Genomic DNA, 23,029 nt, shown 5'->3' with positions numbered 1-23,029 from the left:
TTTCGACTCAGTTCCCACTGGAGACGAAGGGCGTTCGCACCGGTCCGCCGACCGAACCGTGCGGTGCTACCAATCCACGCTTTTCGAGGATCGGACGCACACCCTCACCGAACTGATACGCCTCTTCGAGATGCGGATAGCCCGACAATACGAAGTGATCCAGTCCGATCGCCGCGTACTCGGCAATCCGATCAGCCACTTCTTGGTGCGAACCGACCAATGCAGTACCTGCTCCCCCTCGCACCAATCCGACGCCGGTCCACAGGTTCGGCGCAATCTCCAGCGACCGCGCTCCGACGCCCTCCTTGTAAGCCGAACCACCGCCGTGCAATTCGAGCATCCGACGCTGACCTTCGGAGCCGGATCGCGCAAGACTCGCCTGAGCCTGCTCGACGGTCGCCGGGTCGAGCGCACTGAGCAGTCGATCCGCTTCTGCCCATGCCTGTTCCGAGGTGTCCCGACTGATGACGTGCAAACGGATTCCGTAGTCGAGGTGACGACCTTGGACTTCCGCGAGGTCGCGGATCCAGGCGATCTTGGCGGCAACAGCGGACGGCGTCTCACCCCAGGTGAGGTAGGTATCCGCGTAGCGCGATGCGACGGTGCCGGCCGCCGGCGAAGATCCGCCGAAGAAGATGGGCGGTACCGGATCCGGAATACGCTGCAGCGTAGCTTTTTCCACGTTGACGTACTCGCCGGAGAAATCAACCGGACCGTTACCGGACCACAACTGGCGGATCACGTCGAGGAACTCACCGCATCGTGCGTACCGTTGGTTCTTGTCGAGGAAGTCACCGAACGTGCGCTGCTCGTGGTCCTCCCCGCCGGTCACGACGTTGAGCAGCAGACGACCGCCCGACTGCCATTGGAAGGTTGCGGCCATCTGGGCTGCCAGCGTGGGGCTGAGCAATCCCGGTCGCAGAGCAACCAGAAACTTGAGTGTCTCGGTGGTCTCGAGCATCATCGCCGTCGTCAGCCATGCGTCTTCGCACCACGCGCCGGTGGGCGTGAGGACGGCTTCGAAGCCGTTCGTCTCGGCGGCCGCGCCGATCTGATTGAGGTATTTCAGCGTCGCCGGACGATCACCGGACATCGAGCTGCCGTGCCCACCCGCCATCAGATTCCGGGAATCACCGTAAGTAGGCAAGAACCAGTGGAAGCGCAGTGACACGGTGATTCCTTTCGTCGACGAACAGGCAGAACTCTTCTGTCATTACAACCACAGTCCACCTCGAAGAACAGGGTTGAAATCACCCTGATCGCTAGGGGTGCCCACTTTCGGCGCTGGCGATACCTTCGTGAATTTGCACCGCGACCCGGGGGCTCCGATGACCACGTTTGCCGAAGTCGAGCACAATTCACCGTTCTCGAACGAGACCGACGACGAGCGGCGCTCCAGATTGAGAACCGTCGTCGCCGCGAGCCTGCTCGGCACGACGGTCGAGTGGTACGACTTCTTCCTCTACGCAACGGCAGCGAGTCTGGTCTTCAACCAACTGTTCTTCCCGAACCAGAGTTCGTTCGTCGGGACCATGCTCTCTTTCGCGACCTTCGCAGTCGGCTTTCTCGTTCGCCCCATCGGTGGAGTGGTGTTCGGTCACATCGGCGATCGCATCGGGCGCAAGAAGACGCTTGCTCTCACGATGTTCATCATGGGTATCGCGACGGCGCTGATGGGCGTTCTTCCGACCGCCGCTCAGATCGGAGTCGTTGCGCCGATTCTGCTTCTGCTGCTTCGTATTCTGCAGGGATTTGCTCTCGGTGGTGAGTGGGCCGGAGCTGTTCTCTTGGCGGTCGAACACAGTCCGGAGAAGAAGCGTGGACTGTTCGGCAGCATCCCGCAGATCGGATTGGCTCTCGGGTTGGCATTGGGCACAGGAATGTTCGCGCTGCTTCAAACAGTCTTCGACGACGACCAGTTTCTCCGTTTCGGCTGGCGCATCGCCTTCGTCCTGAGCCTGGTGCTCGTGATCGTGGGGTTGGTGGTCCGCTTGAAGGTGGACGAGACGCCCGCCTTTCAGGCCGTTCGCGACCTCGAACAGCGCTCGTCCGCCCCGCTCAGGGAAGTCTTTCAAGGAAAAGCCGCGCGAAACACCGTACTGGGCATGTTGTCTCGCTGGGGCGAGGGCGCCGCGTTCAACACCTGGGGCGTCTTCGCAATCACGTATGCAACCAAGACTCTGCATTTCGAAAAGGTTCCCGTACTTCTTGTGGTCACCGTGGCCGCAGTAGTGATGGCGATCTTGCTGCCGTTTTCCGGATTACTCACTGATCGGTTCGGCCCGCAACGGGTCTACATCGTGGGCATCGCCGCGTACGGCCTCGCGATCTTCCCCGCCTTCGCACTGTTCGGTACCGAGAATCTCCTGCTCTTCGGAGTCGCGATGGTCGTGGTCTTCGGAGTGATTCATGCCTTGTTCTACGGCGCCCAGGGAACGCTGTATGCGAGCCTCTACCCCACAGAAATCCGGTACACCGGGTTGTCGGTCGTCTACCAGTTCTCTGGTATCTACGCCTCCGGCGTCACACCTCTGATTCTGACGGCACTGATCGGCGCCAGTGGCGGTTCACCGTGGCTGGCATGTGGATATCTCGTGGCCACCTCGGCGATCAGCGTCGTCGCCACTGCGGCGATCAGGAAGCGTGATCTGCACTTGTAGCTGTCGTCATACAAATATCTTCTTATCTTGCATATTTGCTAGATATAGATAGAAATACCTGCCAAGAAGATCTAATCGAGATACGTCTTCGCATCGGATACATCGGTGTATCGTTTGGGTTCCACCCCGACGGAGGCGCCGATGACGACTGGAACGGACAACTCGCCGGCCAAGCGTGTCACCAAACGCCGTGGTCAAACCAGGCAGCGCCTGCTCGACGCGGCTGCGGACGCCTTCTCTGAATCGGGGTTCGGGCACGCCACGGTCGAGCAGATCTGCGAACGCGGCGGTTACTCCCGAGGCGCGTTCTACTCCAACTTCGATTCACTCGACGAACTGTTCTTCGCGATGTGGGAGCAACGATCTGCAGCAATGCTCGCTGATCTGCGGTTGGCGACGGAGTCGATAACCGCCGGTAACACCGTCGACATCCATGCCGCTGTCGCCCGGATCGTGGCGGTGGTTCCGGTCGACCCGCAGTGGTACCGGATCAACGCGGAATTCACCGCCCACGCGCTCCGCAACCCGGCACTTCGCAAAGCCCTTGCCGACCGTGAAGACGCGATCCTTCGCACCCTGTTGCCCATTGTGGAGGCCGCACTCAGCGACGTCGGGCGAACAATCGTCGGCGACCCGACTGCGTTGGGACGGGCATTGGTCGCAGTGCACGACGGCACCAGCGTGCAGTGTCTCGTCGACACCGACACCAACGCCGCCTTCGCACTGCGCCGCGATATCTTCACTCGAATCCTGCTGTCCTACAGCGAAATAATCCAGAACAACCAATCGAAAGAGGAGCTGTCGTGAGCGAACAAGCTGACGTCATCGTTGTCGGGGCAGGGCTGGCGGGACTGGTCGCCACCTACGAACTGACACGCGCCGGCCGCAAAGTCCTTGTCGTGGAACAGGAGAACGCAGCCAACCTCGGCGCACAGGCATTCTGGTCGCTCGGCGGACTCTTCCTCGTGAACAGCCCCGAGCAACGCCGACTCGGTATCAAGGACTCTCTCGAGTTGGCAATGCAGGACTGGATGGGCACTGCCGGATTCGACCGTGAGCGCGAAGATCACTGGCCTCGCCAGTGGGCCAAGGCGTACGTCGAGTTCGCGGCCGGCGACAAGCGTCAGTACCTGCACGACCTGGGGCTTCGCCTGATGCCGAATGTCGGCTGGGCCGAACGTGGCCGCGGAATGGCTCTTGGACACGGCAATTCGGTACCGCGATTCCACCTCACCTGGGGAACCGGCCCCGGCGTGGTCGATGTCTTCCTGACCAAGGTGATCGCCGCCCAGAAGCGCGGACTGGTCACGTTCAAGCACCGCCACCAAGTCGATCAACTCGTCGTCACCGATGGTGCGGTCACTGGTGTACGCGGAACCGTCCTCGAACCTTCCAGTGATCTGCGCGGCGTGAAGAGTTCGCGCACCCCCATCGGCGAATTCGAGTTCGCCGCACAGGCCGTCGTGGTCACCTCCGGTGGAATCGGCGGCAACTACGAACTGGTGAAGAAGAACTGGCCCGAGCGACTCGGCAAGGCACCGAAGCACATGCTGACGGGAGTACCTGCACACGTCGACGGACGCATGCTCGAAATCACCGAATCCGCGGGCGGAAACATCGTGAACCGCGACCGCATGTGGCACTACACCGAAGGCATCCAGAACTGGAATCCCATCTGGCCCAACCACGGAATCCGAATCATCCCCGGACCGTCCTCGATGTGGTTCGACGCCACCGGCAAGCGTCTGCCCGTCCCCAACTTCCCCGGCTTCGACACGATGGGAACCTTCAAGTACATCCTCGACAGCGGCCACGAGTACACGTGGTTCATCCTCGACCAGAAGATCATCGAGAAGGAGTTCGCACTCTCGGGATCGGAACAGAACCCGGACTTCACCAACCGCGACTTCAAGCTCCTCCTCGAACGAATCAAGAAGGGCGCGCCGGGACCGGTCGAGGCATTCAAGCAGAAGGGCGCAGACTTCGTGGTGCGCAACAACCTTCGTGATCTGGTCGACGGCATGAATGCCCTCACCGACGAACCGCTCCTCGACTACGAGGACATCGAGCGCGAGATGATCGCCCGCGACCGCGAAGTCGACAACAAGTACAGCAAGGACTTCCAGGTCACCGCCATCCACGGTGCCCGTAATCTGTTGGCAGACAAGATCGTGCGCGTCGTTGCACCGCACAAGATCCTGGACCCCAAGAACGGCCCACTGATCGCGGTCCGGTTGCACCTGCTCACCCGCAAGACCCTCGGCGGCTTGGAAACCAACCTGGATTCACAGGTCATCAAGGCCGACGGCAGTGTCTTCGACGGCCTGTACGCAGCCGGTGAGGTCGCGGGCTTCGGCGGCGGCGGAGTCCACGGTTACAGCGCACTCGAAGGGACCTTCCTCGGTGGCTGCATCTTCTCCGGCCGCGCAGCCGGACGAGCACTGGCGCACGACCTGTAGCCCCGAAATCAGGCGAGCGAATGCGTGACCAGTATGTGGTGGGCGCGCATTCGCCGTGCCTCATGCACGGATTGATGGTGGTGATGGTGCGTCGGCCCGCGCGCGTGGCGGACCAGATCGTGAACAGTACGGATGACGGTCGGCATTGCGACCCTCCCTCAGGAGATTGTGACTGCTGCTCTTGTCAGTGGAATCACTGTCTGGACAACGCCACTCGCGCCACCTCCTCCGGGTCGATCAGGTGGGTATGGTCATCGTCGCCGACGTCGATCTGCACTACGTCGATACGGCCGTTGAATGTGGTTGCGCCACTGTAGTCGACACTGACAGGCATGCCGTAATCGTCACCGATGTCGGTGGTCTCGTCCGCGGAGAAGACCATCGGTTGGGTCTGCTCGACGCGACCCGAGCCCACTTCGCGACCGTCATGATAGATCGTGACAGCGCCGCCCCTCGCGAGACCACCGCCGTCGTAGGCGAACTCAACTCTGATCTGATGTGATCCTGCCGGAATGTCAACCTCGGACCCGACGACGAACTCGGTCATGCCGAGCAGGTTGTAGACGAATTTGGCGCGACCTTCCCGCGCGTAAAGTGCCCAACCGCCGAACCTGCCTCCCTGCGCGATCATCACACCGTTGGCGGTAATGCCATCCGCGATGTCGACTGCTGCTGTGACACTGAACGATCGGTTCTTGATACTCAGCACGCTGTGCTCGCTCAGCCGTTTCATTCCGGGAAACAGAACCTGTCGGTTCCCGGACACCAACTGCGGACGCCCCGCGATGTGAGGGTTGAACCGCTCGAATCTTCGGTCGTCGATCGGAAGCACGTTGTACTTGACTGCTTCGATCAACCACAAGCGTTGCAGTGCAGCAAGTTTCTCCGGCAACTCGGCCGCCAAATCTTTGGACTGCGTCCAATCCTGCGACCCGTCGTAGAGCTCCCACACGTCGTCGTCGAGAGCGGGGAGTGCCTCCGCGAACAGCCACGGAGTGCTGTGTCTGGTGACCGCACTCCAACCCTTGTAATAGATACCGCGATTGCCGGCCATCTCGAAGTACTGCAGATCGTGACGTTCGGCGGCTTCGGCGTCGTCGAAGGTGTAGACCAGGCTGGTCCCCTCGATCGGTGATTGTTGGACGCCGTTGACGAAGGTCGGTTCCGGCAGTTTCGCGACCTCGAGGATCGTTGGTGCGACGTCGATGACGTGGGTGAATTGCGACCGCGTCTCACCCTTGGTCCGAATCCCCGCCGGCCAGTGCACGATCGTTCCGTTGCGAGTGCCACCCCAATGCGAGGCAACCTGTTTCGTCCACTGGTACGGCGTGCACATTGCCCATGCCCACCCCACGGAGTAGTGGTTGTACGCGTCCTTGGTACCGAACTTGTCTTTCACTTCCGCCATGAACTCGGGTGTTTCGATGGCGGCGAGTCCGTTGAAGTTGGCCATCTCGTTGAAGGCTCCGTTGATCGTCCCCTCTGCGGACGCTCCGTTGTCGCCGATGATGTAGTACACGAGGGTGTTGTCGAGAGCTCCGAGTTCCTCGATCGCATCGACAAGCCGGCCGACATGGAAATCGGTGTGTTCGAGAAACCCTGCATAGACTTCCATTTGGCGTTCGAGGACAGGCTTCATCTCCTCACTCATGTCCTCCCACGCCGGAATAGCCTCGGGGCGCGGGGTGAGGACCGCATCCGCGGGGACGACTCCCCGCTGCTTCTGCCGCTCGAGAATCGATTCGCGTTGCGCGTCCCAACCTCCTGCGAACCGGCCCTCGTACTTGTCTGCCCACTCCTTCGGAACATGGTGCGGTGCATGTGTGGCGCCGGGTGCAAAGTAAACGAAGAACGGCTTGTCCGGAGCCAATGACTTCTGCATCCGAACCCAGTCGATGGCGTGATCGGCCAGGTCCTCGGTGAGGTGATAACCCTCCTCCGGTGCCTTGTCCGCCTCCACGGGCGCGACACCCTCGTACAGCGCCGGGTAGTACTGGTTGTTCTCCCCGCCGATGAATCCGTAGAAGTGCTCGAATCCGCCTTCTCCCGTCGGCCACGATGTGAACGGCCCCACCGGGGATGTCTGCCACGGCGGTACCTCGTGACACTTGCCGAACTGCGCCGTCGAGTATCCGTTCAGTTTCAACGTCATCGGTAGTGCGGCTTTGGTATTCGGGCGCAGACCGGAAAGTCCCGGAGCCGAGGTCGCGGTTTCGGTGACCGAGCCCATTCCGACCGAATGGTGGTTGCGCCCACTCAGCAGTGCGGCGCGGGTCGGTGCACACAGCGCAGTCGTGTGAAACCGCGTGTACGTGAGCCCATTACTTTGCAATCGCTCAGCAGTCGGTGTGTCCGCTGGTCCGCCGAAGGCGCTGCTCGCGCCATATCCCACGTCGTCCAACAGGACCACCAGAACATTGGGTGCCCCGGCCGGCGGCAGTAGCGGAGTGATCGGCGGAAACTCCGTGTCCGGATCCTTCGCGTCGTACGTCACCAGACCAAGATGTTGTCGATCCGGAATCGGTAGTACAGCGCGGCTCTGGCCTGTCGGATCCGTCATGACGTCTCGCCTTCTGTCTCTCACATGGCTCTTTCAAGCGTTTCAGGATCACGACGGCGTCGACATCATCCGTTTCGGGTGAAGGCGCACCATTGCCGCAGCGTGGAGGCTTGAAGGGTGGATCAGCCCGGACGTTTCGCTCCCACCCCGATCGGGCATGCCTTCCTCGTCCCCCGGCGCCGTGTGCGTGCCGGCCTGACCCAGATCCTGTGCGTCGTCGTAGGACTGGCTGCCGGACTGGCGATGCCATATTTACGTAGCGGCCCAATGATTCCCGCCCGTCAGGTCAGCGAGATGCTCGTTGCCCTCGGGCTGGGGTTACTGGGTGTAGTCGCAGTGATCTTCTCGCTACTGTTCCTTGTCGTCCAGTGGGCCGCGACCACCTTCACTCCTCGCTTGTTGTTGTTCCGCGACGACCCCATCGTGTGGCGGACGTTTGCCTTCGCCATAGGCCAGTCGGTTTTCGACATCACGGCAGCGCTCGCCATCAGCAACGAAACGGATGTGTCCGTGGTTGTGCCAAGTCTCGCAGTGCTGGCGCTCTTGGCCACGCTGACGCTGATCAGGCTGCTCCAGCTGCGCGCATTCTCGGCCATCCAGTTGGCTCCTGTACTGACCTCGATCTCGAGTCGTGGCCGAGCAGTCTTCGCCGCCGTGTACCCCACCACCGATCGGGAGTTGCCTCCTCTACCAACACTTCCGGTGATCACGACTATCGAGTGGCATCGACCGCCGGCCGTTCTGCAACAGATCCTCGTCGAAGATCTCCTGCAGAGCACTCGGAACTGCCGATCCATGGTGGTCCTCCGAGTGTCGCCGGGTAGCACGCTGCGAGACGGATTGCCGCTCGCCGACGTCTACGGCGGACCCATGCCCGCCAACACGATCCTTGACGCCTTGGTCAGTGGGAGTGAGCGGACCTTCACCCAGGACCCCCTACTCGCGATTCGGTTGTTGGCTGACATCGCGCTCAGAGCGCTCTCACCCGCTATCAACGATCCTGCGACGGCCGTGCAGGCTCTGGACGAGATCGAAGACCTCCTCTCTCTGGTGGCCTCCGTGCGCGCAGATTCGATCCGGGTCGTCGACGAGCGTGGTGATCTGCGTGTGGTGATTCCGCTACCCGACTTCACGACCTTCGTCAGAACCGGACTGGACGACGTCATTGCCTCGGCATCGAACTCACCACTCGTTCTGGGCCGACTCCGCGACCTACTTTCGCACGTCGCCGCCCAATCGGAGTCTCGGAACCGCGATATTCTCGCCATGCGCGCCCGCTGGATTGATCAGCTGTCACAAGGCTTCCCTCGACTCGAACCGCCGTTGTGAACCCGTACAGATTTGTTGGTGATCGCGTCAAGGCATCGTCAAGATCGGTCTCAGCTCAACGGGAAGTATCGATACTGACTCGGTGAGACATGCAGTGATACTCGGACACCGTGGAGTCATATCGTCGACCACCCGCGCCGGCGGCGAACCTGAGAAGCAAAAGCTCTCCGTCGCAACCGGACTGGCGGGTCTGTCGCTCGACGCGATGGCCTCGGTGTCGTACGGTCCAGAGGCCATCGTGTTGGTGTTGGCCCTCGCCGGCGGCGCGGGGATCGGCTTCACCGTGCCGGTGACGATCGCCATCGCCGTGCTGCTTGTGGTCCTGGTGGCGTCGTATCGCCAGGTGATCGCCGCATTTCCCGAAGGCGGTGGCGCATACGCCGTCGCAAAGAAGCATCTGAGTCCTCGCGCAAGCCTGACCGCCGCCGCATCGTTGATCGTCGACTACACCCTCAACGTCGCGGTGTCGATCGCAGCCGGTGTCGCGGCTCTGACCTCCGCCTTCCCTGCGCTTCTTCCCTACACGGTCTGGATCGCACTGGCGATACTCGGCGGCATCACGGCACTGAATCTGCGGGGCATCGCAGATTCCGCGCGGGTATTCATGTTGCCCACCGTGGTTTTTGTCGTCAGCATCTTCACGGTGATCGGTGCCGGACTGCTTCGGGAAAACCCTGCCGCCGCCACGGCTCCCTTCCTCGCCGACAACGCACACACGATCGGCATTCTCCTTCTGCTCAAGGCATTTTCGAGTGGTTGCGCCGCATTGACCGGAGTCGAAGCCATCGCCAACGCGGTACCCAGCTTCAAGAAGCCTCGCGTGCGTAGCGCTCAGCGTGCCGAAGTAGCTCTGGGAATCCTGTTGGGCACCATGCTGATCGGCCTTGCCGTGTTGATCGAGAAGTTCTCACTCGCACCGGTCCCTGGAACAACGGTCCTGTCGCAACTCACTTCCGCTGCCCTCGGAAATGGTGTGGGCTACTACGTCGTCCAATTCTCCACCGTGATTCTGTTGGCGTTGGCCGCGAACACCTCGTACGGCGGACTTCCCAACCTGATGCGGATCCTCGCCGACGACAACGTGCTCCCGCACCGCTTCAGCCGGAAGTCGACGCGCGACGTCTTCACGTACGGCGTCTTGTCGCTCGGAGGCATCGGTGCACTCCTGCTCATCGGATCCGGCGGAAACATGAACACCTTGGTGCCGCTGTTCGCCATCGGTGTGTTCATCGGATTCACGCTCGCGCAGTTCGGCATGGTGCGCCACTGGCTCGCCGAACAGACGCCGGGCTGGAAGTGGCGCCTAGCGCTCAACGGTTTCGGGGCTGCGTTGACTTCGATCGCAGCAGTGGTGACTACCGCCATGAAGTTCACCGAGGGCGCTTGGTTGATCGCTCTCGCGCTCCCTGCGCTCGTCCTCGGCATGGAACGCATCCGCGGTGCGTACACACATATCGGTACGCGGTTAACCGTTCAGGGTGAGAACGATTCTCTTTCTATCGGATACAAACCAGCGGTCCTAGTACCCGTGTCCGAAATTACGTCGCTCTCCACCCGCGCGATGGCCGCGGCAACGGCAATGTCTTCGCAGCCCATCGCAATTCGAGTCTGCCTTGCCCACGAATCGACGACGGACTTCACCCGCCGATGGCAAGCCCGACACCCGAATTCGCGTTTGATCGTCATCGAGGACACCGAGAATTCCGTGGGGAATACCCTCGCTCGATACATCCGCACACACTTCCCCCACCGAGAAACCTTTGTTGTCGTCGCCACCATCGACCCGGCGACCAGATGGCATCGATTCCTCCCGAGCCAACGGACCGATGAGATCGCTCATGCACTGCGCAAACACACCGAGGCCGTGGTGTGCCAAATTCCGGTCCGGATCGATCCCGCTCACCGCGATCCAGCCCTGCGCGCATGAGCAGACGCTCAGAGCGAGGTCCCGAACAACATGCCGAGCAGATACGTCGCGCCGGCAGCGCCATAGCCGATCGCAAGTTGGCGTAGGGCCCTCTTGAACGGCGGCCCGCCCGACAGCAACCCGACCACAACGCCCGTCGTCAGCAACGCGATCCCCACGAGTACGGACGCGACGATCAGAGCCGTCATGCCTTCCAGGCCGAACAGATACGGCAACACCGGAATGATTGCGCCCGAGGCGAAGAAGCAGAAACTTGCCGCCGCTGCGCCCAACCCGGTTCCGACGGCTTCATGGTCGTCGACAACGTCAGCGGCGCCGAAGGTGCTGTTCGCGAGGACCTCGGCGGCGCGCTGGTCCGCTTCCTCGGCGGACATGCCGCGGGCCCGGTAGACCAGGGACAATTCGTTGGCGTCGACGTCGAGCAGTCCGACGGCTTCGCTGGCCGCGGGGCCAGGATTGGACGCTTCCAACAACTCTCGCTGCGAGCGGACGGAAACGTACTCGCCGGCTCCCATCGACAGGGCGCCGGCCAGAAGCCCGGCCATGCCGGTGATCAGAACGATCTGGTTGGAGACGCCGCTACCGCTGATGCCGAGCACGAGAGCGAGATTGCTGACGAGGCCGTCGTTGGCTCCGAAGACGGCGGCACGAAACGTCCCCGAAAGTCTGTTCCGACCCCGAGTGGCCAAGGCCCGCACCACTTCTTCGTGGATCTTCTCGTCCGCGCCCATCGATGCGGTCGCGTCGGCATCGTTCGGATAGGGGGATCGCGTCTCCGCGCGCTGGGCAAGAGCGAGCACGAACACGGAGCCGAAGCGCCTGGCCAGAAAGCCCAGTATCCGAGTGCGGATATCGCCGCGTAGTGGTTTGCCGACGTGATCGCCGAGAAGCGCTCGCCAGTGCGCCTCGTGTCGGCCCTCCGCGTCGGCCAGGGCGAGAAGGATTTCGCGCTCCTCGCCGCTGCGCCTACCCGCGAGGTCGCGGTATACGGCGGCCTCGGCTTGTTCGTCGGCGAGGTATCGTCTCCAGCGCTTGACGTCTCGCGGGTCTGGATCGGGTCGTGCGGCCGGAACTGTGGACATCGTGTTCCCCTTCCGGTGAGGCGGTCACGCTTCGAGTACGCGGTCCATCCACGTCGTCAGATCATTGATGACGTCGTCGCGGTTGGTCTCGTTGAAGATCTCGTGCCTGGCGCCCGGATAGGTGTAATAGGTGACGTCTTCGATCCCCGCCGAGTTGTACCGTTCGACTGCGACGTCGGTACGGCTCAGCGCGGCGTTGAGAGGATCCGAGGTGCCGACGAAGACCAGGATCGGAAGGTCTTGTCGCACACCCTCGACGTCGACGAACCTCGGTCCCGCTGCGATAAGTCCGCCCATGCCTGCGTCGTCCAGGCTGAAACCGCACAGCGGATCGTTGATGTACAAATCCACCTGCGCTTCGTCACGGCTGAGCCAGTCGTGCGGAGTACGGGCCGGTTCGAATTCCGCATTGAACTGGGCGAGGACGTCCGGGCCGTCGTTGACGAGGCTCTCGATCAGTTGATCGACCGCGGTGGTCCCCGACAGTGCGACGGCGTCGATCAGGTGCGAATGATCGAGGATGTACTGCTGCGAAGCGAACGAACCGAGGCTGTGGCTGAGCAGTACGACGGGCAGGCCGGGGTGTTTGTCGCGGATGATGCCCGTGAGGGTCACCATGTCTGCCACCAAGCGGTTCCAGCCGTCGTCGCCGATGTTGCCTGGGCCGGCGTGCATGCTCTCACCGTGGCCGCGGTGGTCCGCCGCGTAGACGTGGAAACCGCGAGCATTCAGGGCTTCGGCAACGTGTGCGTAGCGTTTTGCGTGCTCACCCATACCGTGCGCGAGTTGAACAACCCCTCGAGGTTCCTGCTCGGTGGGCCATTCGTGGACATGAATGACCACTCCGTCGTCGCTGGTGAAGGTGAACATGCGCTACTCCCGGTGGTCGCGATCCGGACAGGTCATTTCTCATGCTAGATCCGCAGCGGCAATCCATCCGGGAAGTAGGTCCTGATCACCGGCGAGCCTGATTCGTTTCTGCACATCCGGCCTCGGATTCGGATATACCGGACACGGATGTTCCGGAGCCAGTTGTCGACCACCTTGAGGAGTACAGAGCGATGAATCCCAACCGCATGCGCAACGTCGGCTTGTTGGCGGCTCCACTTGCTGCTCTCGCCCTTCTCAGCGGTTGCGGCTCGGATGAAACGGGAACGGCCGAGAGTTCACCGGCACCCGCCTCAACCACGACCGCCTCTGCGCCGACGACCCAGACCGGTACTGCCGCACCTTCGACGACCCATACCGACCACACCCAAACCACAACCTCGACGGCACCCAATCCCGAAGGCTGCGCGATCGGGGAACTGAACGTCACCCTCGGCGAGTCGAGTGGCGCCGCCGGTTCTGTGGAGCTTCCGGTGGTCTTCACCAACACGGGCGGCCGCACGTGCACGCTCGACGGTTTCCCCGGCGTCTCCTATGTCACGGGAGCGTCCGGAAGCGAAGTGGGTGCTGCCGCCGGCCGCTCCGGATCCGGATCACTCGTCTCCCTTGCCCCTGGCTCTGCCGCAACGTCTTTGGTGCGAGCTATGAACGTCGAGAACTACCCGGCAGATCAGTGCGGCGTGACCGACGTTGCGGGACTGAGGGTTTACCCGCCCAACAGCTACGACTCGGTCTTCCTTGCCTACCCCACCAAGGGTTGCTCGATGACCGGCGCGAACATCAACCAGCTGACGGTCGCGCCGGTCGCCCGCTGAGTCACGGCTTGAGGCGTCGTAGGCCCCAGAGCGCCGGCAGGAGGAACAATCCCGAAAGGATCAGGACGAGTGCAGCTTCCGTGAACTGGAAACGCCAGAACCGATCAGCTGAGTGGTAGCGAACTTCGTAGTGGTCGACGCCGTGTTCCCGCAAACAGATCTCCATCTCTCTGTTCTGCTGCGCTGAGAGCACATCCATGCGGAGGCTGTACTCGGCGCCGGTCTCCTCCGGGCGCTGGTCGTACGGGTTCTCGCCGCCTGATCCACCCCACGTGCACTCGTCGTATTTGATGTCGACCCAGTTACCTCGGAGGTCGACATATCCCTGCGCGAGTTCCCAATTGACCGCGGGAATACTGGTATCGCTCGAATAGTAGGAACTGAATCCGGCGACGGGTGACGTTCGGACACTCGGCTCGGCGTAATCGGGTCGTGCAACCAACTGAAATGCTGCCAGGATCGCAACAACACCGACCATCGTGATCGCCATTGCGCCGATCGAACTACGCACCAGCAAAGCCAGAGCTGCTCCGAGCATGAGTGCCATGAATGTGTATGCACCCAAGACCAGTCCGCTGGATTGAAAGAGCGGATACGACAGGTTCGATATCTCGACGAAAGTCGAACGCCCGGCAACAAATGCATACCGGGAGTTGTCCGGGAGAGATCGAGCCCATTGCAGTGCAAATCCGAGCAATGCCGAAGCCACAGAAATCGGCAGGAAGACGATCAACACCCGGGTCCAGAACCAACGAGTCCGACTGACCGATTGAGTAAGCCCCAATACGTGCGTTCCCTGTTCGATATCCCGCGAAAACACGGTGACACCGATCAACACGCCGAGGAACACCGGCAGAGCCGTCGCAACCACTGTCGTCAGGGTGAGAGCAGTCTCTGCCGTGCAGATAGCGGTGATGTCATCGAAGCAACTGAGAGGCGATCCGAAGAGTTGGGCTTGTCCGCCGCTCTTGATGATCGCACCACTCGACAAGACAATGACTGCTAATGCCGCGAGGAATCCCAATGACACAATGAGCGATGTCCGGTGGTGCCGCCACGTAACCCAGATCATGCCGCCACCACCGTTTCCGCGCTCAGGTGCCCGAGCACCACGTCGTCGAGAGTTGCGTCGTCGATCACCCAGCCGGCCCGAGGGCTCGGACGGACTCCCTCCACCACATGAGAATTCGACCGCATCCCCTTGTCGGTATGAATGACCGCACCGGCGCCGACCACGTCCGAAGGATCGCCGTCCCCGATCAATACGTAATGGGCAGCGATCAATTCATCCAACGGACCGGACAATCTCGCGTTTCCGCCGCCCAGCAGAAGAAGTCGATCCGAGACGTCTGCCAATTCGGAAACGATGTGTGAAGACAACAGAACCGTGGTGCCGTACTCGGCAACGTCTTCGAGCAGAGTGGTCGCGACGGACCGCCGCGCCACGGGATCAAGATCCGCCAAGGGCTCGTCAAGTAGAAGCAACTGCGGTCTGCGCCCGAGCGCCAAAGCCAGTGCAACCCTGGTTCGTTGACCTGGTGACAGAGTCTTCACCTTTGCATCGAGAGCAATCCCAGCGCGCTCCACCAGATCCAGAGCGTACTTCGCATCCCACTCGTCGTTGGTGTATGCGCCGAATCGAAGAAGTTCTGCAACAGTGAATTTGGGATACAGCGGCTTGTGCTGAGCGAGGTACGACAGGCCTGAGCAGATGCCGTCCCGATCCGGCGTGCTGCCCAGGACGGAGATCGAACCATGGTCAGGCATCGTCAACCCGACCGCCAAGGACATCAGTGTGGACTTGCCCGCTCCGTTCACCCCGACCAGGGCAGTGATGCTTCCCGTTGCGACCTCGAATGTGCAGGCGTCGAGCACCTTCTTCTTGCCGAAGCGCTTGTCCACGTCCTGCATCGTCAGTGCCGATTCTTGCGCAGTCATGCTGTCTCCCCCTGCTTTCCGGACGGATCCGATTCGATGAACGTCTTCTCGAGCTCCAAACTCACCAATGCTTCGATGTCCGTGCGCTCGAGTCCGGCGGCCACGGCATCTGCAACCCAACGCGCCAACTCACGACGTAGCGCAGAGCTTTCCGCCATACCGGGCTTTGCCAGGGACTTCACGACGAACGTGCCCAATCCGGGCCGCGGGGCGACAAGTCCGTCGCGCTCGAGTTCCTTGTAGGCCTTCAGGACTGTGTTCGGGTTGATCGCGAGCGCTCCCACGACGTCCTTGGCTGTGGGCAGCCGATCCCCGACTTGGAGATCACCGAGCCTGAGCGCCTGCTTCACCTGAAGGACCAATTGCACGTAAGTGGGAATGCCGGATCGGCGGTCGATACGGAAGTCGATCATCCGAACCCTTTCACTAGTTCATTAGTGGAATAGATATTTACCCTGCCTTGACCTCCCGGGTCAAGCCAGACGACCCCTGTAAAGTGCAGATGCCCCGGTTCACCGGGGTGCCACGCTGCTCGTGTGAAGTTCGGTGAAACCCCGGCACTGTCGACGCAACTGTGAATTCGCCCGTCACTACTCGAGGCGAACGAGTCAGGTCACCGGCCTCGTGGCGACACGATGGTTCTCGGACGAAGGACCGCTCGTGGCGCTTCGCCTCGCGGCCGCGCTGCTCGCGACCCTTCACCACTAGCGGAGGGGTGGCTGTGAGTACTCGGCCGACACGTAGATTCAGATCTGTACTTGCAGCACTGACGGTGAGCACCGCACTGCTTGCCGGTGCCTGCAGTAGCTCGACGTCCGATGCACCCGCAACCACAGCCGCCTCGGACGGCTCGTTCCCGGTGACTGTTGTTTCCGGTCCCACGGATTCCGGCACGGACATCACCATCGAGTCACGTCCGCAGTCGATCGTGTCACTCAGTCCCAGCGCCACCGAGACCCTGTGGGCCGTCGGCGCGGGCGACCAGGTGAAGGCCGTCGACAATCAGTCCGACTACCCGGCCGGTATCCCGGTCACCGATCTCTCGGGCTTTCAACCGAACGTCGAAGCCATCCTCGGCTACGCACCGGATCTGGTGATCGCATCGGATGACATGAACGATCTTGTCTCCGGACTGCAAAAGGCGAAGGTGCCGACACTCCTGCTACCGGCAGCCACAAGCATCGACGACGTCTACGCCCAGATCGAGCGCGTCGCGAAGGCCACCGGCCACGAGGACAAGGGCACCGAAGTTGTCGACACCATGCGCTCGGACATCGACGCCGCTGTCGCCAGTGTTCCTGCGCGCCAACAGCCGCTGACGTACTTCCACGAACTCGACTCCTCGCTCTACACCGTCACGAGTTCGAGCTTCGTCGGGCAGATCTACTCGCTGTTCGGAATGAAGAGCATCGCCGACGCCGCGGGGCAGGGCGACTATCCGCAGCTGTCCGCCGAATTCGTGGTGCAGGCCAATCCCGATCTCATCTTTCTCGCAGACTCCCAATGCTGCGGAGTGACTGCAGAATCCGTCGCCGCTCGGCCCGGGTGGAGCGGCATGAAAGCGGTTACCGGCAACCAGATCCATGTGCTCGACGAAGACCTCTCCAGCCGCTGGGGACCTCGTGTCGCCGATCAGGTGAAGGCCGTCGCGGCCATCGTTGCCCAAGTTCCCGCGGCCTGAGCACTCGATGATCAAAGCCGGTATCTCCCATCATCGGACGGCCGTTCTGCTCGGCGCCGCGCTGATTCTGTGCGCTGCCTTGCTGATCGGTGTTCTGGTGGGGCCGGCCGGTTTGACGCCTGACCGAACCATTCTCGAACTTCTGGACGGAATACCCGGCATCCACCTCGATTCCGGTCTCACCGCGACACAGCAGGCGATTCTCTGGCAGATCCGGCTTCCGCGAGTAGTACTGGGCGCGTTGGTCGGAGCAATGTTGGCCGTTGCCGGTGCCGCCTACCAGGGCGTGTTCCGAAATCCCTTGGCAGATCCGTATCTCCTCGGCGTTTCCAGCGGAGCCGGACTGGGCGCAACCCTCGCCATCGTTTCGGGTGGAGCGCTGGGCATGTTCGGAATTCCCATGGCCGCCTTCGTCGGTGGTGTGCTGGCCGTGTTCGCAACCTATTCGCTCGGCCGCAGCATTGGCGGGCCGCAGAACGCGGTAGTCATCATCCTCGCCGGTGTCGCAGTCGCGGCGTTCACGAATGCAGCGCAGACTTTTGTCCAGCAGCGGTTCGACGATTCACTCCGCGAGGTCTATTCCTGGCTGCTCGGCGGATTGTCCACCGACGGTTGGTCGGAAGTTCTGGTTGTCCTGCCGTACGTTGCGCTGGCATCTGCCGTCATCCTGGTACATCGACGCGTACTCGACGTGATGGCCGTAGGTGACGTCGAAGCCGCCAGCCTCGGCGTCGACCCGGCCAGATCACGCCTGGTGCTGGTGCTCGCCGCAACTCTGGGAACGGCGGCGGTCGTGAGTGCAAGTGGACTGATCGGCTTTGTCGGAATCGTTGTTCCCCATGCGGTTCGACTGGTCGTCGGCCCGTCGCATCGACTGCTTCTCCCCCTGTCACTCATGCTCGGAGCGGCGTTTCTCGTCCTCACCGACGTTGCCGCGCGCACGGTCATGGCACCGGCCGAACTCCCCATCGGGGTTGTGACCGCGATGATCGGCGCTCCGTTCTTCCTTCTGGTTCTGCGCCGCAGCCGGGTCTCGGCATGACCGACAGCGCAGTGCGGTGCCGCGACCTCCGAGTCAACCTTGGCGGCAAAGACGTCGTCGACGGCATCGATCTCGATGTGACACCCGGCGATTGGGTTGCCGTGGTCGGGCCGAACGGCGCCGGCAAGACAACCTTGATGCATGCCCTCGCCGGATTGATTCCGTCTACCGGTGAGCTCTCGGTCGGGGGACTGAGTCCTCGCAATTCCAGCCGCAAGGCGATGTCCGCCGTCGTCGCGTTGATGCCTCAGCGTCCGGTAGTACCCGAGGGCTCAACGGTTAAGGAACTGGTTGCGCTCGGCCGCACTCCCTATCTACGACGCTTCGGAACCGAAACCGCCACTGACCGTTCGGTGATCTCTTCGGTGATCGAAAGACTCGACCTCACCGAGTTCGCAGATCGACGAGCCACCGAACTTTCCGGTGGCGAATTGCAGCGCGTGGTCCTGGCTCGGGCACTGGCCCAAGAACCGCAGGTACTGCTCCTGGACGAACCCACCAGCGCGCTCGACATCGGTCACCAGCAGCAGGTTCTCGACTTGGTGGAGGAACTGCGTGAGGCCGACAACATCACGGTCATCGCCGCGATGCACGACCTCACTCTCGCGGGTCAGTACGGTCGACGAATCGTGCTGCTGGACAAGGGCAGCGTCGTTGCCGACGGCACACCCTCAGCGGTGCTGGAGGCAGACCTCCTCGGCCGCGTGTATGGCGCCCGGGTCGAAATCCTGGACCGGCCCAGCGGTCCCATAGTTGTTCCGATTCGGCAGGAAGGCACCCGCTGATGGAATTGGTGATGCTCGGCACCGGTGCTGCCGACGGTTGGCCGAACCCGTTCTGCACTTGCCCTTCCTGCCTGGCCGCCCTGTCGAGTGAAACCGTCCGCGGGCACACTGCTGCCCTGGTGGACAACAGAATCCTGTTGGACTGTGGACCCGAAGTACCGCGTGCCGCGTCGCGATTCGGTCGCACGCTGGCACACGTCGAACACATCCTGTTGACGCACTCTCATCCCGATCACCTCGGCCCGATGGCATTGCTGTTCCGGTCCTGGGCCTCGCGCACCGAACCACTACAGGTTCTCGGACCACCCGACGCGCTCGCTCTCTGCCGAGACTGGGTGGGCCCGGATGACTCGGTGACCTTCACACCGCTCGAGACCGGCCAGTCGATCATGTTGGGCACCTATCGTGTTCGCGCACTCGAAGCCGCGCACGAAGTACCCACCCTTCTCTACGACATCACCGACGCATCCGGAACCCGAATCTTCTGGGCCACCGACACCGGGCCTCTGCCCGAATCCACTGTCGACGCACTTGCCGACGCGCGTTTCGACGCCGTCTTTCTCGAAGAGACCTTCGGCCACAAAACTGATCACGGCACCGGGCACCATGATCTGCCGAGTTTCGCGGAGACGGTGACCCGACTACGCAATTGCACCGCGATCACCGATCGAACCGATGTGGTCGCCGTACACCTCGGGCACCACAACCCAGTCGAAAACGAACTCTCGGAAGCACTTCGCTTGTCCGGGGCGCGAGCGGTTCCGGATGGAGCTGTGCTCGAGATCGGGGTAGGACAGGGCCATCGAACTCTGGTCACCGGTGGCGCCCGCTCGGGCAAGTCCACTTACGCGGAGGGCCTGCTTGCCGGCTACCGGAACGTCACGTACATCGCCACCGGGGATCCGCAGGACGACGATCCCGACTGGATCGAACGAATTGCGTCGCATCGCGCGCGGAGGCCGTCGACGTGGACGACGGTAGAGACCTCCGACGTGACCGAGATTTTCGCGGCCGCAACAACACCGATCCTGCTCGATTGCCTAGGCACGTGGTTGACCGCACGTCTGGACCGACATCAGGCGTGGGCGACAGAAGATCTCAGCGCCGTCCACGCAGATATCGACCGGTTGGCCGACGCCTGGACCGCCTGTCCGGTTCCGATTGTCGCCGTCACGAACGAAGTGGGAAGCGGCGTCGTCCCGGACACGAAGTCCGGGAGGCTGTTCCGCGATCTACTCGGTCTGGTGAACAGCCGCATCGCCAGTGAATCGGAGTCCGTGGTCCTGATGACCGCCGGACTCCCCCTGAGCCTGCGCGTGTGACGTCAGAGCAATCCGGTGAGCTGACGCGCACAATCGAGTAGAAAACCGACCAACTCTCGATCCTCATCCGTCACTCGCCCGCTCGCTCCCTGAACACACAACCCGCCTGCCACCTGGTCTGCGTGATCTCGAACCGGTACTGCCACTGCGGATCGACCCAGGCGGCATTCCTGGTTCTCGAATGCAAAACCCTGCAGGCGAACAGACCTCAGCTGCTCATACAACGCATCGAAATCACCGAGGGTGAACTCCGTGACCCGGCGAAGTTCCAAACCCGAAAGCAACCGCTCGTCGTGCGCCAACAGAACCTTCCCCAGCGCATTCGCGTGAAGGTTCTTGGCCAGTGCCGCTATTCCGATGATCTCGTGATCCGGATCCTTGTCGACGAACCGCAAGCGCCCACCGGCGAATGACGCGACGTGCAATCCGAACCTCGTGTGTGTCCGCATGTCCTCGACGCGCTCGTGCAGCGTCGGCGCCGGACCACTCGACGACGCCGCATGCGAGAGCTCGGCAGTCCGACGCCCCAACGCGAACCCTGACAGGTCCGGCACCCGCACGAGAAAGCCCTCCGCCACCAGCAGATTCAGCATCCGGTACGCCGTGGCCGATGGAACGCCTGCAAAAGTGGCGATCTCCTTCGCGGTTGTTCCCGGTCCCAGATGAGCCACCGCCTCGAGCATCCCCAGCGCCTTCTGAACCGCACGCGGTTGTTGTCCACTGAAGTGGGTCTCGTCGCCGATCTGTTTGCCTGATCGTGGACCAGCGGTTGCACGGTCCGCGGTCACCGCCCATGCTCCGGCGAGTCACCCTCGGCGGTCCCACGATCCGGAACGAGTCGCCTTCGCCCGTCACCGTCGATCAGCAGAGTGCCAGCACCGGGCAACAGGTCCGCCGTCTCGACGCTGTCGAAAGCGCCGACCATCAGAAGGCTTTCCGGTCTGGCTCTTCGAAGCAATGAACTCCACACTGTCCCCGACACCGCAACAGCAAGAGCAGCGATCGGCAGTGCCCACATCCCGTGAACCGCACCGTCGAGAACGATGTAGACCAGTAGACCAGCACCGGCGGTACTCACGGACAGGGTGCATATCCGGGTCAGCGACGTATGTTCCCCGATTCGGCGCAAGAACTTCCACGAAGCAAAGGCCACCAGCGTGTAAGCGCAGACCAACGCGGTCTCCACCACGCCGTCGAAGGATCCCGAATCGTCGCGAACCGTATCCGAATAGATGAATACGCCTGCCGCACTTACCGCGACGAACGCAAGTACCGCAACGTACGGGGTGCGGAACCGTCTGTGCACGCGAGCGAGCGGCGCAGGCAGTACCCGTTCGATCCCCATCGAGTACAACAACCGCGAACCCGCCTGCGCACAACCGAGAGTGGATGCGAACCAGGAACACGTCATTCCGATCTTGACTGCCAGAACCACCTCCGCGCTGGCCCCGGATGCCGTTCCCTCGAAGTACGCTCCGACGATCGTCGCGCCGTGGCCGGTCATCGCCGCCCAGGCCGCAAAAACGAAGAGGACCCCGCAGATGATCGGCGAAATGAGAACCGTGCGTGTGACGCTGATGAGTGGTCGCTTCGCTTCCGGGCCGAAGAAGGCCGAACTTTCGAAGCCCGCCATGCTGAGCACCGTCAGCATCGCGAGAAACGGAACTGCACTCAGCGACGGATTCGGCAGGGCAACAGCAGTTGTCGTGTCACTGTGCGTCGCCAGCATGACCACGACGATGAGAATCAACGAGCACGCTTCGACGACCAGGATCGCTCGGGTGGCGAACCGGACGCCGCGCACTGCAATCCACGCGACGGCCAGGGCAATCGCCACCGTCGTGATCACCGTCGCGGCAGTTCCTCGCACGTCGGGGCCGACAATGGCGATGGTATCGAGCAGACTCGGAACTGCCTGCGAGAAAACCGAAACCGAGATTCCGAGATACCCGAGTACCAGTGCGGCTCCCGCCGTCAGTGTCGCCCGGATACCGGCGCCCGCCGTCAGGGTCGCCCGGATACCGGAGCCTTGGAAGACGAAGCTGTACAACGATCCTGCTGCGGCCAGTCTCCGCGTGAATTGAGTGATGCAGAACGCAACGAGAAACACCGCCGAAGTTGTCGCAGCAATCGCAGCCAACCCGACGTAGCCGGGACTGTAGGTGATCATCCACAGGGCGATGAACACCATTCCCGTTGCCGGAGCGATCGTGGAGAGTGATTGCCCCAACAGGTCGATCGGGGTCAAACGTCCTCGTCCGAGACCACGGAGCGGGGAGAACACGGGCTCACTGTGTTGATCCGCATTCTGCGCTCGCGTGATCGCTGCACGCAGTGCCGCACTCACGGCCATGTGTCACCGTCCGTCGCGTCCAGGCCCGAACCTACGAGCGAATTGTCAGAATTCGGTCAAGTTAGTCCGCTTATGTTTCCGCGCAGTTTCCACGATGGCGCGCACAGAACTTTCAAGTGAGAATCCGACTCTGTTTCCCACCCAGCGTCATGCCGGATCAAGGGCGGCCGACGGTATCCGGACCCTCC

At 62.1% G+C, this 23,029-nt stretch carries 19 protein-coding genes; 10 read left to right on the top strand and 9 right to left on the bottom strand.

The window, feature by feature from the left end:
* Nucleotides 1–7: 7 nt before the first annotated feature.
* Complete coding sequence (locus tag RE4_RS02100; RefSeq protein ID WP_003940457.1) at nucleotides 8–1,171, bottom strand: LLM class flavin-dependent oxidoreductase; 1,164 nt, start codon at nucleotides 1,169–1,171, stop codon at nucleotides 8–10.
* Nucleotides 1,172–1,328: 157 nt separating this feature from the next.
* Here RE4_RS02100 and RE4_RS02095 point away from each other — a divergent pair, with 157 nt between their 5' ends.
* From RE4_RS02095 to RE4_RS02085, 3 genes are all read left to right on the top strand, one after another.
* Entirely contained in the window at nucleotides 1,329–2,660 is a 1,332-nt protein-coding gene (locus tag RE4_RS02095) for an MFS transporter (protein WP_020909324.1), read from the top strand.
* A 141-nt stretch (nucleotides 2,661–2,801) separates the two neighbouring features.
* Nucleotides 2,802–3,467: a TetR/AcrR family transcriptional regulator gene (locus RE4_RS02090; protein WP_031330767.1), complete on the top strand. Its 666-nt coding sequence runs from the start codon at nucleotides 2,802–2,804 to the stop codon at nucleotides 3,465–3,467.
* A complete protein-coding gene (locus RE4_RS02085; protein WP_060937900.1) occupies nucleotides 3,464–5,119 on the top strand; it encodes an FAD-binding dehydrogenase in 1,656 nt (551 codons plus the stop codon). Before RE4_RS02090 ends, RE4_RS02085 begins: the two co-directional genes overlap by 4 nt.
* A gap of 193 nt (nucleotides 5,120–5,312) precedes the next feature.
* Here RE4_RS02085 and RE4_RS02080 read toward each other — a convergent pair whose 3' ends face one another.
* Nucleotides 5,313–7,679 carry an arylsulfatase gene (locus RE4_RS02080; RefSeq protein WP_060937899.1) on the bottom strand — a complete coding sequence of 789 codons (2,367 nt, stop codon included), beginning with the start codon at nucleotides 7,677–7,679 and terminating at the stop codon, nucleotides 5,313–5,315.
* A gap of 117 nt (nucleotides 7,680–7,796) precedes the next feature.
* Between RE4_RS02080 and RE4_RS02075 the strand changes: the two genes are divergently transcribed.
* Both RE4_RS02075 and RE4_RS02070 read left to right on the top strand, forming a co-directional pair.
* Complete coding sequence (locus tag RE4_RS02075; RefSeq protein ID WP_019745558.1) at nucleotides 7,797–9,008, top strand: DUF2254 family protein; 1,212 nt, start codon at nucleotides 7,797–7,799, stop codon at nucleotides 9,006–9,008.
* 94 nt (nucleotides 9,009–9,102) lie between these two features.
* A complete protein-coding gene (locus RE4_RS02070) occupies nucleotides 9,103–10,935 on the top strand; it encodes an APC family permease (protein ID WP_029256393.1) in 1,833 nt (610 codons plus the stop codon).
* A gap of 8 nt (nucleotides 10,936–10,943) precedes the next feature.
* Here RE4_RS02070 and RE4_RS02065 read toward each other — a convergent pair whose 3' ends face one another.
* Nucleotides 10,944–12,017 carry a VIT1/CCC1 transporter family protein gene (locus tag RE4_RS02065; RefSeq protein ID WP_060937898.1) on the bottom strand — a complete coding sequence of 358 codons (1,074 nt, stop codon included), beginning with the start codon at nucleotides 12,015–12,017 and terminating at the stop codon, nucleotides 10,944–10,946.
* A 24-nt stretch (nucleotides 12,018–12,041) separates the two neighbouring features.
* Nucleotides 12,042–12,887 (bottom strand): alpha/beta hydrolase, encoded by an 846-nt coding sequence (locus RE4_RS02060; protein ID WP_003939910.1) that lies wholly within the window; start codon nucleotides 12,885–12,887, stop codon nucleotides 12,042–12,044.
* Nucleotides 12,888–13,078: 191 nt separating this feature from the next.
* On the opposite strand from RE4_RS02060, the gene RE4_RS02055 reads away from it, so the two are divergent.
* On the top strand, nucleotides 13,079–13,720 hold the full coding sequence (locus RE4_RS02055) for a DUF4232 domain-containing protein (RefSeq protein WP_060937897.1): 642 nt from the start codon (nucleotides 13,079–13,081) through the stop codon (nucleotides 13,718–13,720).
* Nucleotide 13,721: 1 nt separating this feature from the next.
* Here RE4_RS02055 and RE4_RS02050 read toward each other — a convergent pair whose 3' ends face one another.
* Genes RE4_RS02050 through RE4_RS02040 form a run of 3 tightly spaced genes read right to left on the bottom strand, consistent with a single transcriptional unit; the run spans nucleotide 13,722 to nucleotide 16,071 of the window.
* A complete protein-coding gene (locus tag RE4_RS02050; RefSeq protein WP_238076598.1) occupies nucleotides 13,722–14,792 on the bottom strand; it encodes an ABC-2 membrane transporter-related protein in 1,071 nt (356 codons plus the stop codon).
* Nucleotides 14,789–15,631 carry an ABC transporter ATP-binding protein gene (locus RE4_RS02045; protein WP_442217225.1) on the bottom strand — a complete coding sequence of 281 codons (843 nt, stop codon included), beginning with the start codon at nucleotides 15,629–15,631 and terminating at the stop codon, nucleotides 14,789–14,791. The genes RE4_RS02050 and RE4_RS02045 overlap by 4 nt, the downstream gene beginning before the upstream one ends.
* Before the next feature lie 23 nt (nucleotides 15,632–15,654).
* A complete protein-coding gene (locus RE4_RS02040; RefSeq protein ID WP_060937894.1) occupies nucleotides 15,655–16,071 on the bottom strand; it encodes a GntR family transcriptional regulator in 417 nt (138 codons plus the stop codon).
* A 308-nt stretch (nucleotides 16,072–16,379) separates the two neighbouring features.
* On the opposite strand from RE4_RS02040, the gene RE4_RS02035 reads away from it, so the two are divergent.
* Genes RE4_RS02035 through RE4_RS02020 form a run of 4 tightly spaced genes read left to right on the top strand, consistent with a single transcriptional unit; the run spans nucleotide 16,380 to nucleotide 20,488 of the window.
* Entirely contained in the window at nucleotides 16,380–17,339 is a 960-nt protein-coding gene (locus RE4_RS02035) for an ABC transporter substrate-binding protein (RefSeq protein ID WP_020970983.1), read from the top strand.
* Nucleotides 17,340–17,346: 7 nt separating this feature from the next.
* A complete protein-coding gene (locus RE4_RS02030) occupies nucleotides 17,347–18,381 on the top strand; it encodes a FecCD family ABC transporter permease (RefSeq protein WP_020970984.1) in 1,035 nt (344 codons plus the stop codon).
* On the top strand, nucleotides 18,378–19,166 hold the full coding sequence (locus RE4_RS02025) for an ABC transporter ATP-binding protein (protein WP_020970985.1): 789 nt from the start codon (nucleotides 18,378–18,380) through the stop codon (nucleotides 19,164–19,166). Before RE4_RS02030 ends, RE4_RS02025 begins: the two co-directional genes overlap by 4 nt.
* Nucleotides 19,166–20,488: a bifunctional adenosylcobinamide kinase/adenosylcobinamide-phosphate guanylyltransferase gene (locus tag RE4_RS02020; RefSeq protein WP_060937893.1), complete on the top strand. Its 1,323-nt coding sequence runs from the start codon at nucleotides 19,166–19,168 to the stop codon at nucleotides 20,486–20,488. The genes RE4_RS02025 and RE4_RS02020 overlap by 1 nt, the downstream gene beginning before the upstream one ends.
* Before the next feature lie 2 nt (nucleotides 20,489–20,490).
* On the opposite strand, the gene RE4_RS02015 is transcribed toward RE4_RS02020, so the two are convergent.
* Both RE4_RS02015 and RE4_RS02010 read right to left on the bottom strand, forming a co-directional pair.
* Nucleotides 20,491–21,276 (bottom strand): IclR family transcriptional regulator, encoded by a 786-nt coding sequence (locus tag RE4_RS02015; RefSeq protein ID WP_020909339.1) that lies wholly within the window; start codon nucleotides 21,274–21,276, stop codon nucleotides 20,491–20,493.
* Nucleotides 21,273–22,841, bottom strand: coding sequence for an APC family permease (locus RE4_RS02010; protein ID WP_060937892.1), 1,569 nt, complete (start codon nucleotides 22,839–22,841; stop codon nucleotides 21,273–21,275). The genes RE4_RS02015 and RE4_RS02010 overlap by 4 nt, the downstream gene beginning before the upstream one ends.
* Between the last annotated feature and the right edge of the window lie 188 nt (nucleotides 22,842–23,029).

The sequence above is a fragment of the Rhodococcus erythropolis NBRC 15567 genome (assembly GCF_001552595.1).
GTDB lineage: Bacteria > Actinomycetota > Actinomycetes > Mycobacteriales > Mycobacteriaceae > Rhodococcus_F > Rhodococcus_F erythropolis.
The sequence above is the reverse complement of the archived record's forward strand: the minus strand, read 5'-3'. Positions and strand labels throughout refer to the sequence as shown.

Excerpts from the sequence above, each read along its gene's own strand:
- RE4_RS02065 (WP_060937898.1), bottom strand. The coding sequence starts at position 12,017 with ATGTCCACAGTTCCGGCCGCACGACCCGATCCAGACCCGCGAGACGTC.
- RE4_RS02025 (WP_020970985.1), top strand. The coding sequence starts at position 18,378 with ATGACCGACAGCGCAGTGCGGTGCCGCGACCTCCGAGTCAACCTTGGC.
- RE4_RS02010 (WP_060937892.1), bottom strand. The coding sequence starts at position 22,841 with ATGGCCGTGAGTGCGGCACTGCGTGCAGCGATCACGCGAGCGCAGAAT.
- RE4_RS02030 (WP_020970984.1), top strand. The coding sequence starts at position 17,347 with ATGATCAAAGCCGGTATCTCCCATCATCGGACGGCCGTTCTGCTCGGC.
- RE4_RS02050 (WP_238076598.1), bottom strand. The coding sequence starts at position 14,792 with ATGATCTGGGTTACGTGGCGGCACCACCGGACATCGCTCATTGTGTCA.
- RE4_RS02055 (WP_060937897.1), top strand. The coding sequence starts at position 13,079 with ATGAATCCCAACCGCATGCGCAACGTCGGCTTGTTGGCGGCTCCACTT.
- RE4_RS02080 (WP_060937899.1), bottom strand. The coding sequence starts at position 7,679 with ATGACGGATCCGACAGGCCAGAGCCGCGCTGTACTACCGATTCCGGAT.
- RE4_RS02020 (WP_060937893.1), top strand. The coding sequence starts at position 19,166 with ATGGAATTGGTGATGCTCGGCACCGGTGCTGCCGACGGTTGGCCGAAC.
- RE4_RS02045 (WP_442217225.1), bottom strand. The coding sequence starts at position 15,631 with ATGCAGGACGTGGACAAGCGCTTCGGCAAGAAGAAGGTGCTCGACGCC.
- RE4_RS02040 (WP_060937894.1), bottom strand. The coding sequence starts at position 16,071 with ATGATCGACTTCCGTATCGACCGCCGATCCGGCATTCCCACTTACGTG.
- RE4_RS02060 (WP_003939910.1), bottom strand. The coding sequence starts at position 12,887 with ATGTTCACCTTCACCAGCGACGACGGAGTGGTCATTCATGTCCACGAA.
- RE4_RS02095 (WP_020909324.1), top strand. The coding sequence starts at position 1,329 with ATGACCACGTTTGCCGAAGTCGAGCACAATTCACCGTTCTCGAACGAG.
- RE4_RS02090 (WP_031330767.1), top strand. The coding sequence starts at position 2,802 with ATGACGACTGGAACGGACAACTCGCCGGCCAAGCGTGTCACCAAACGC.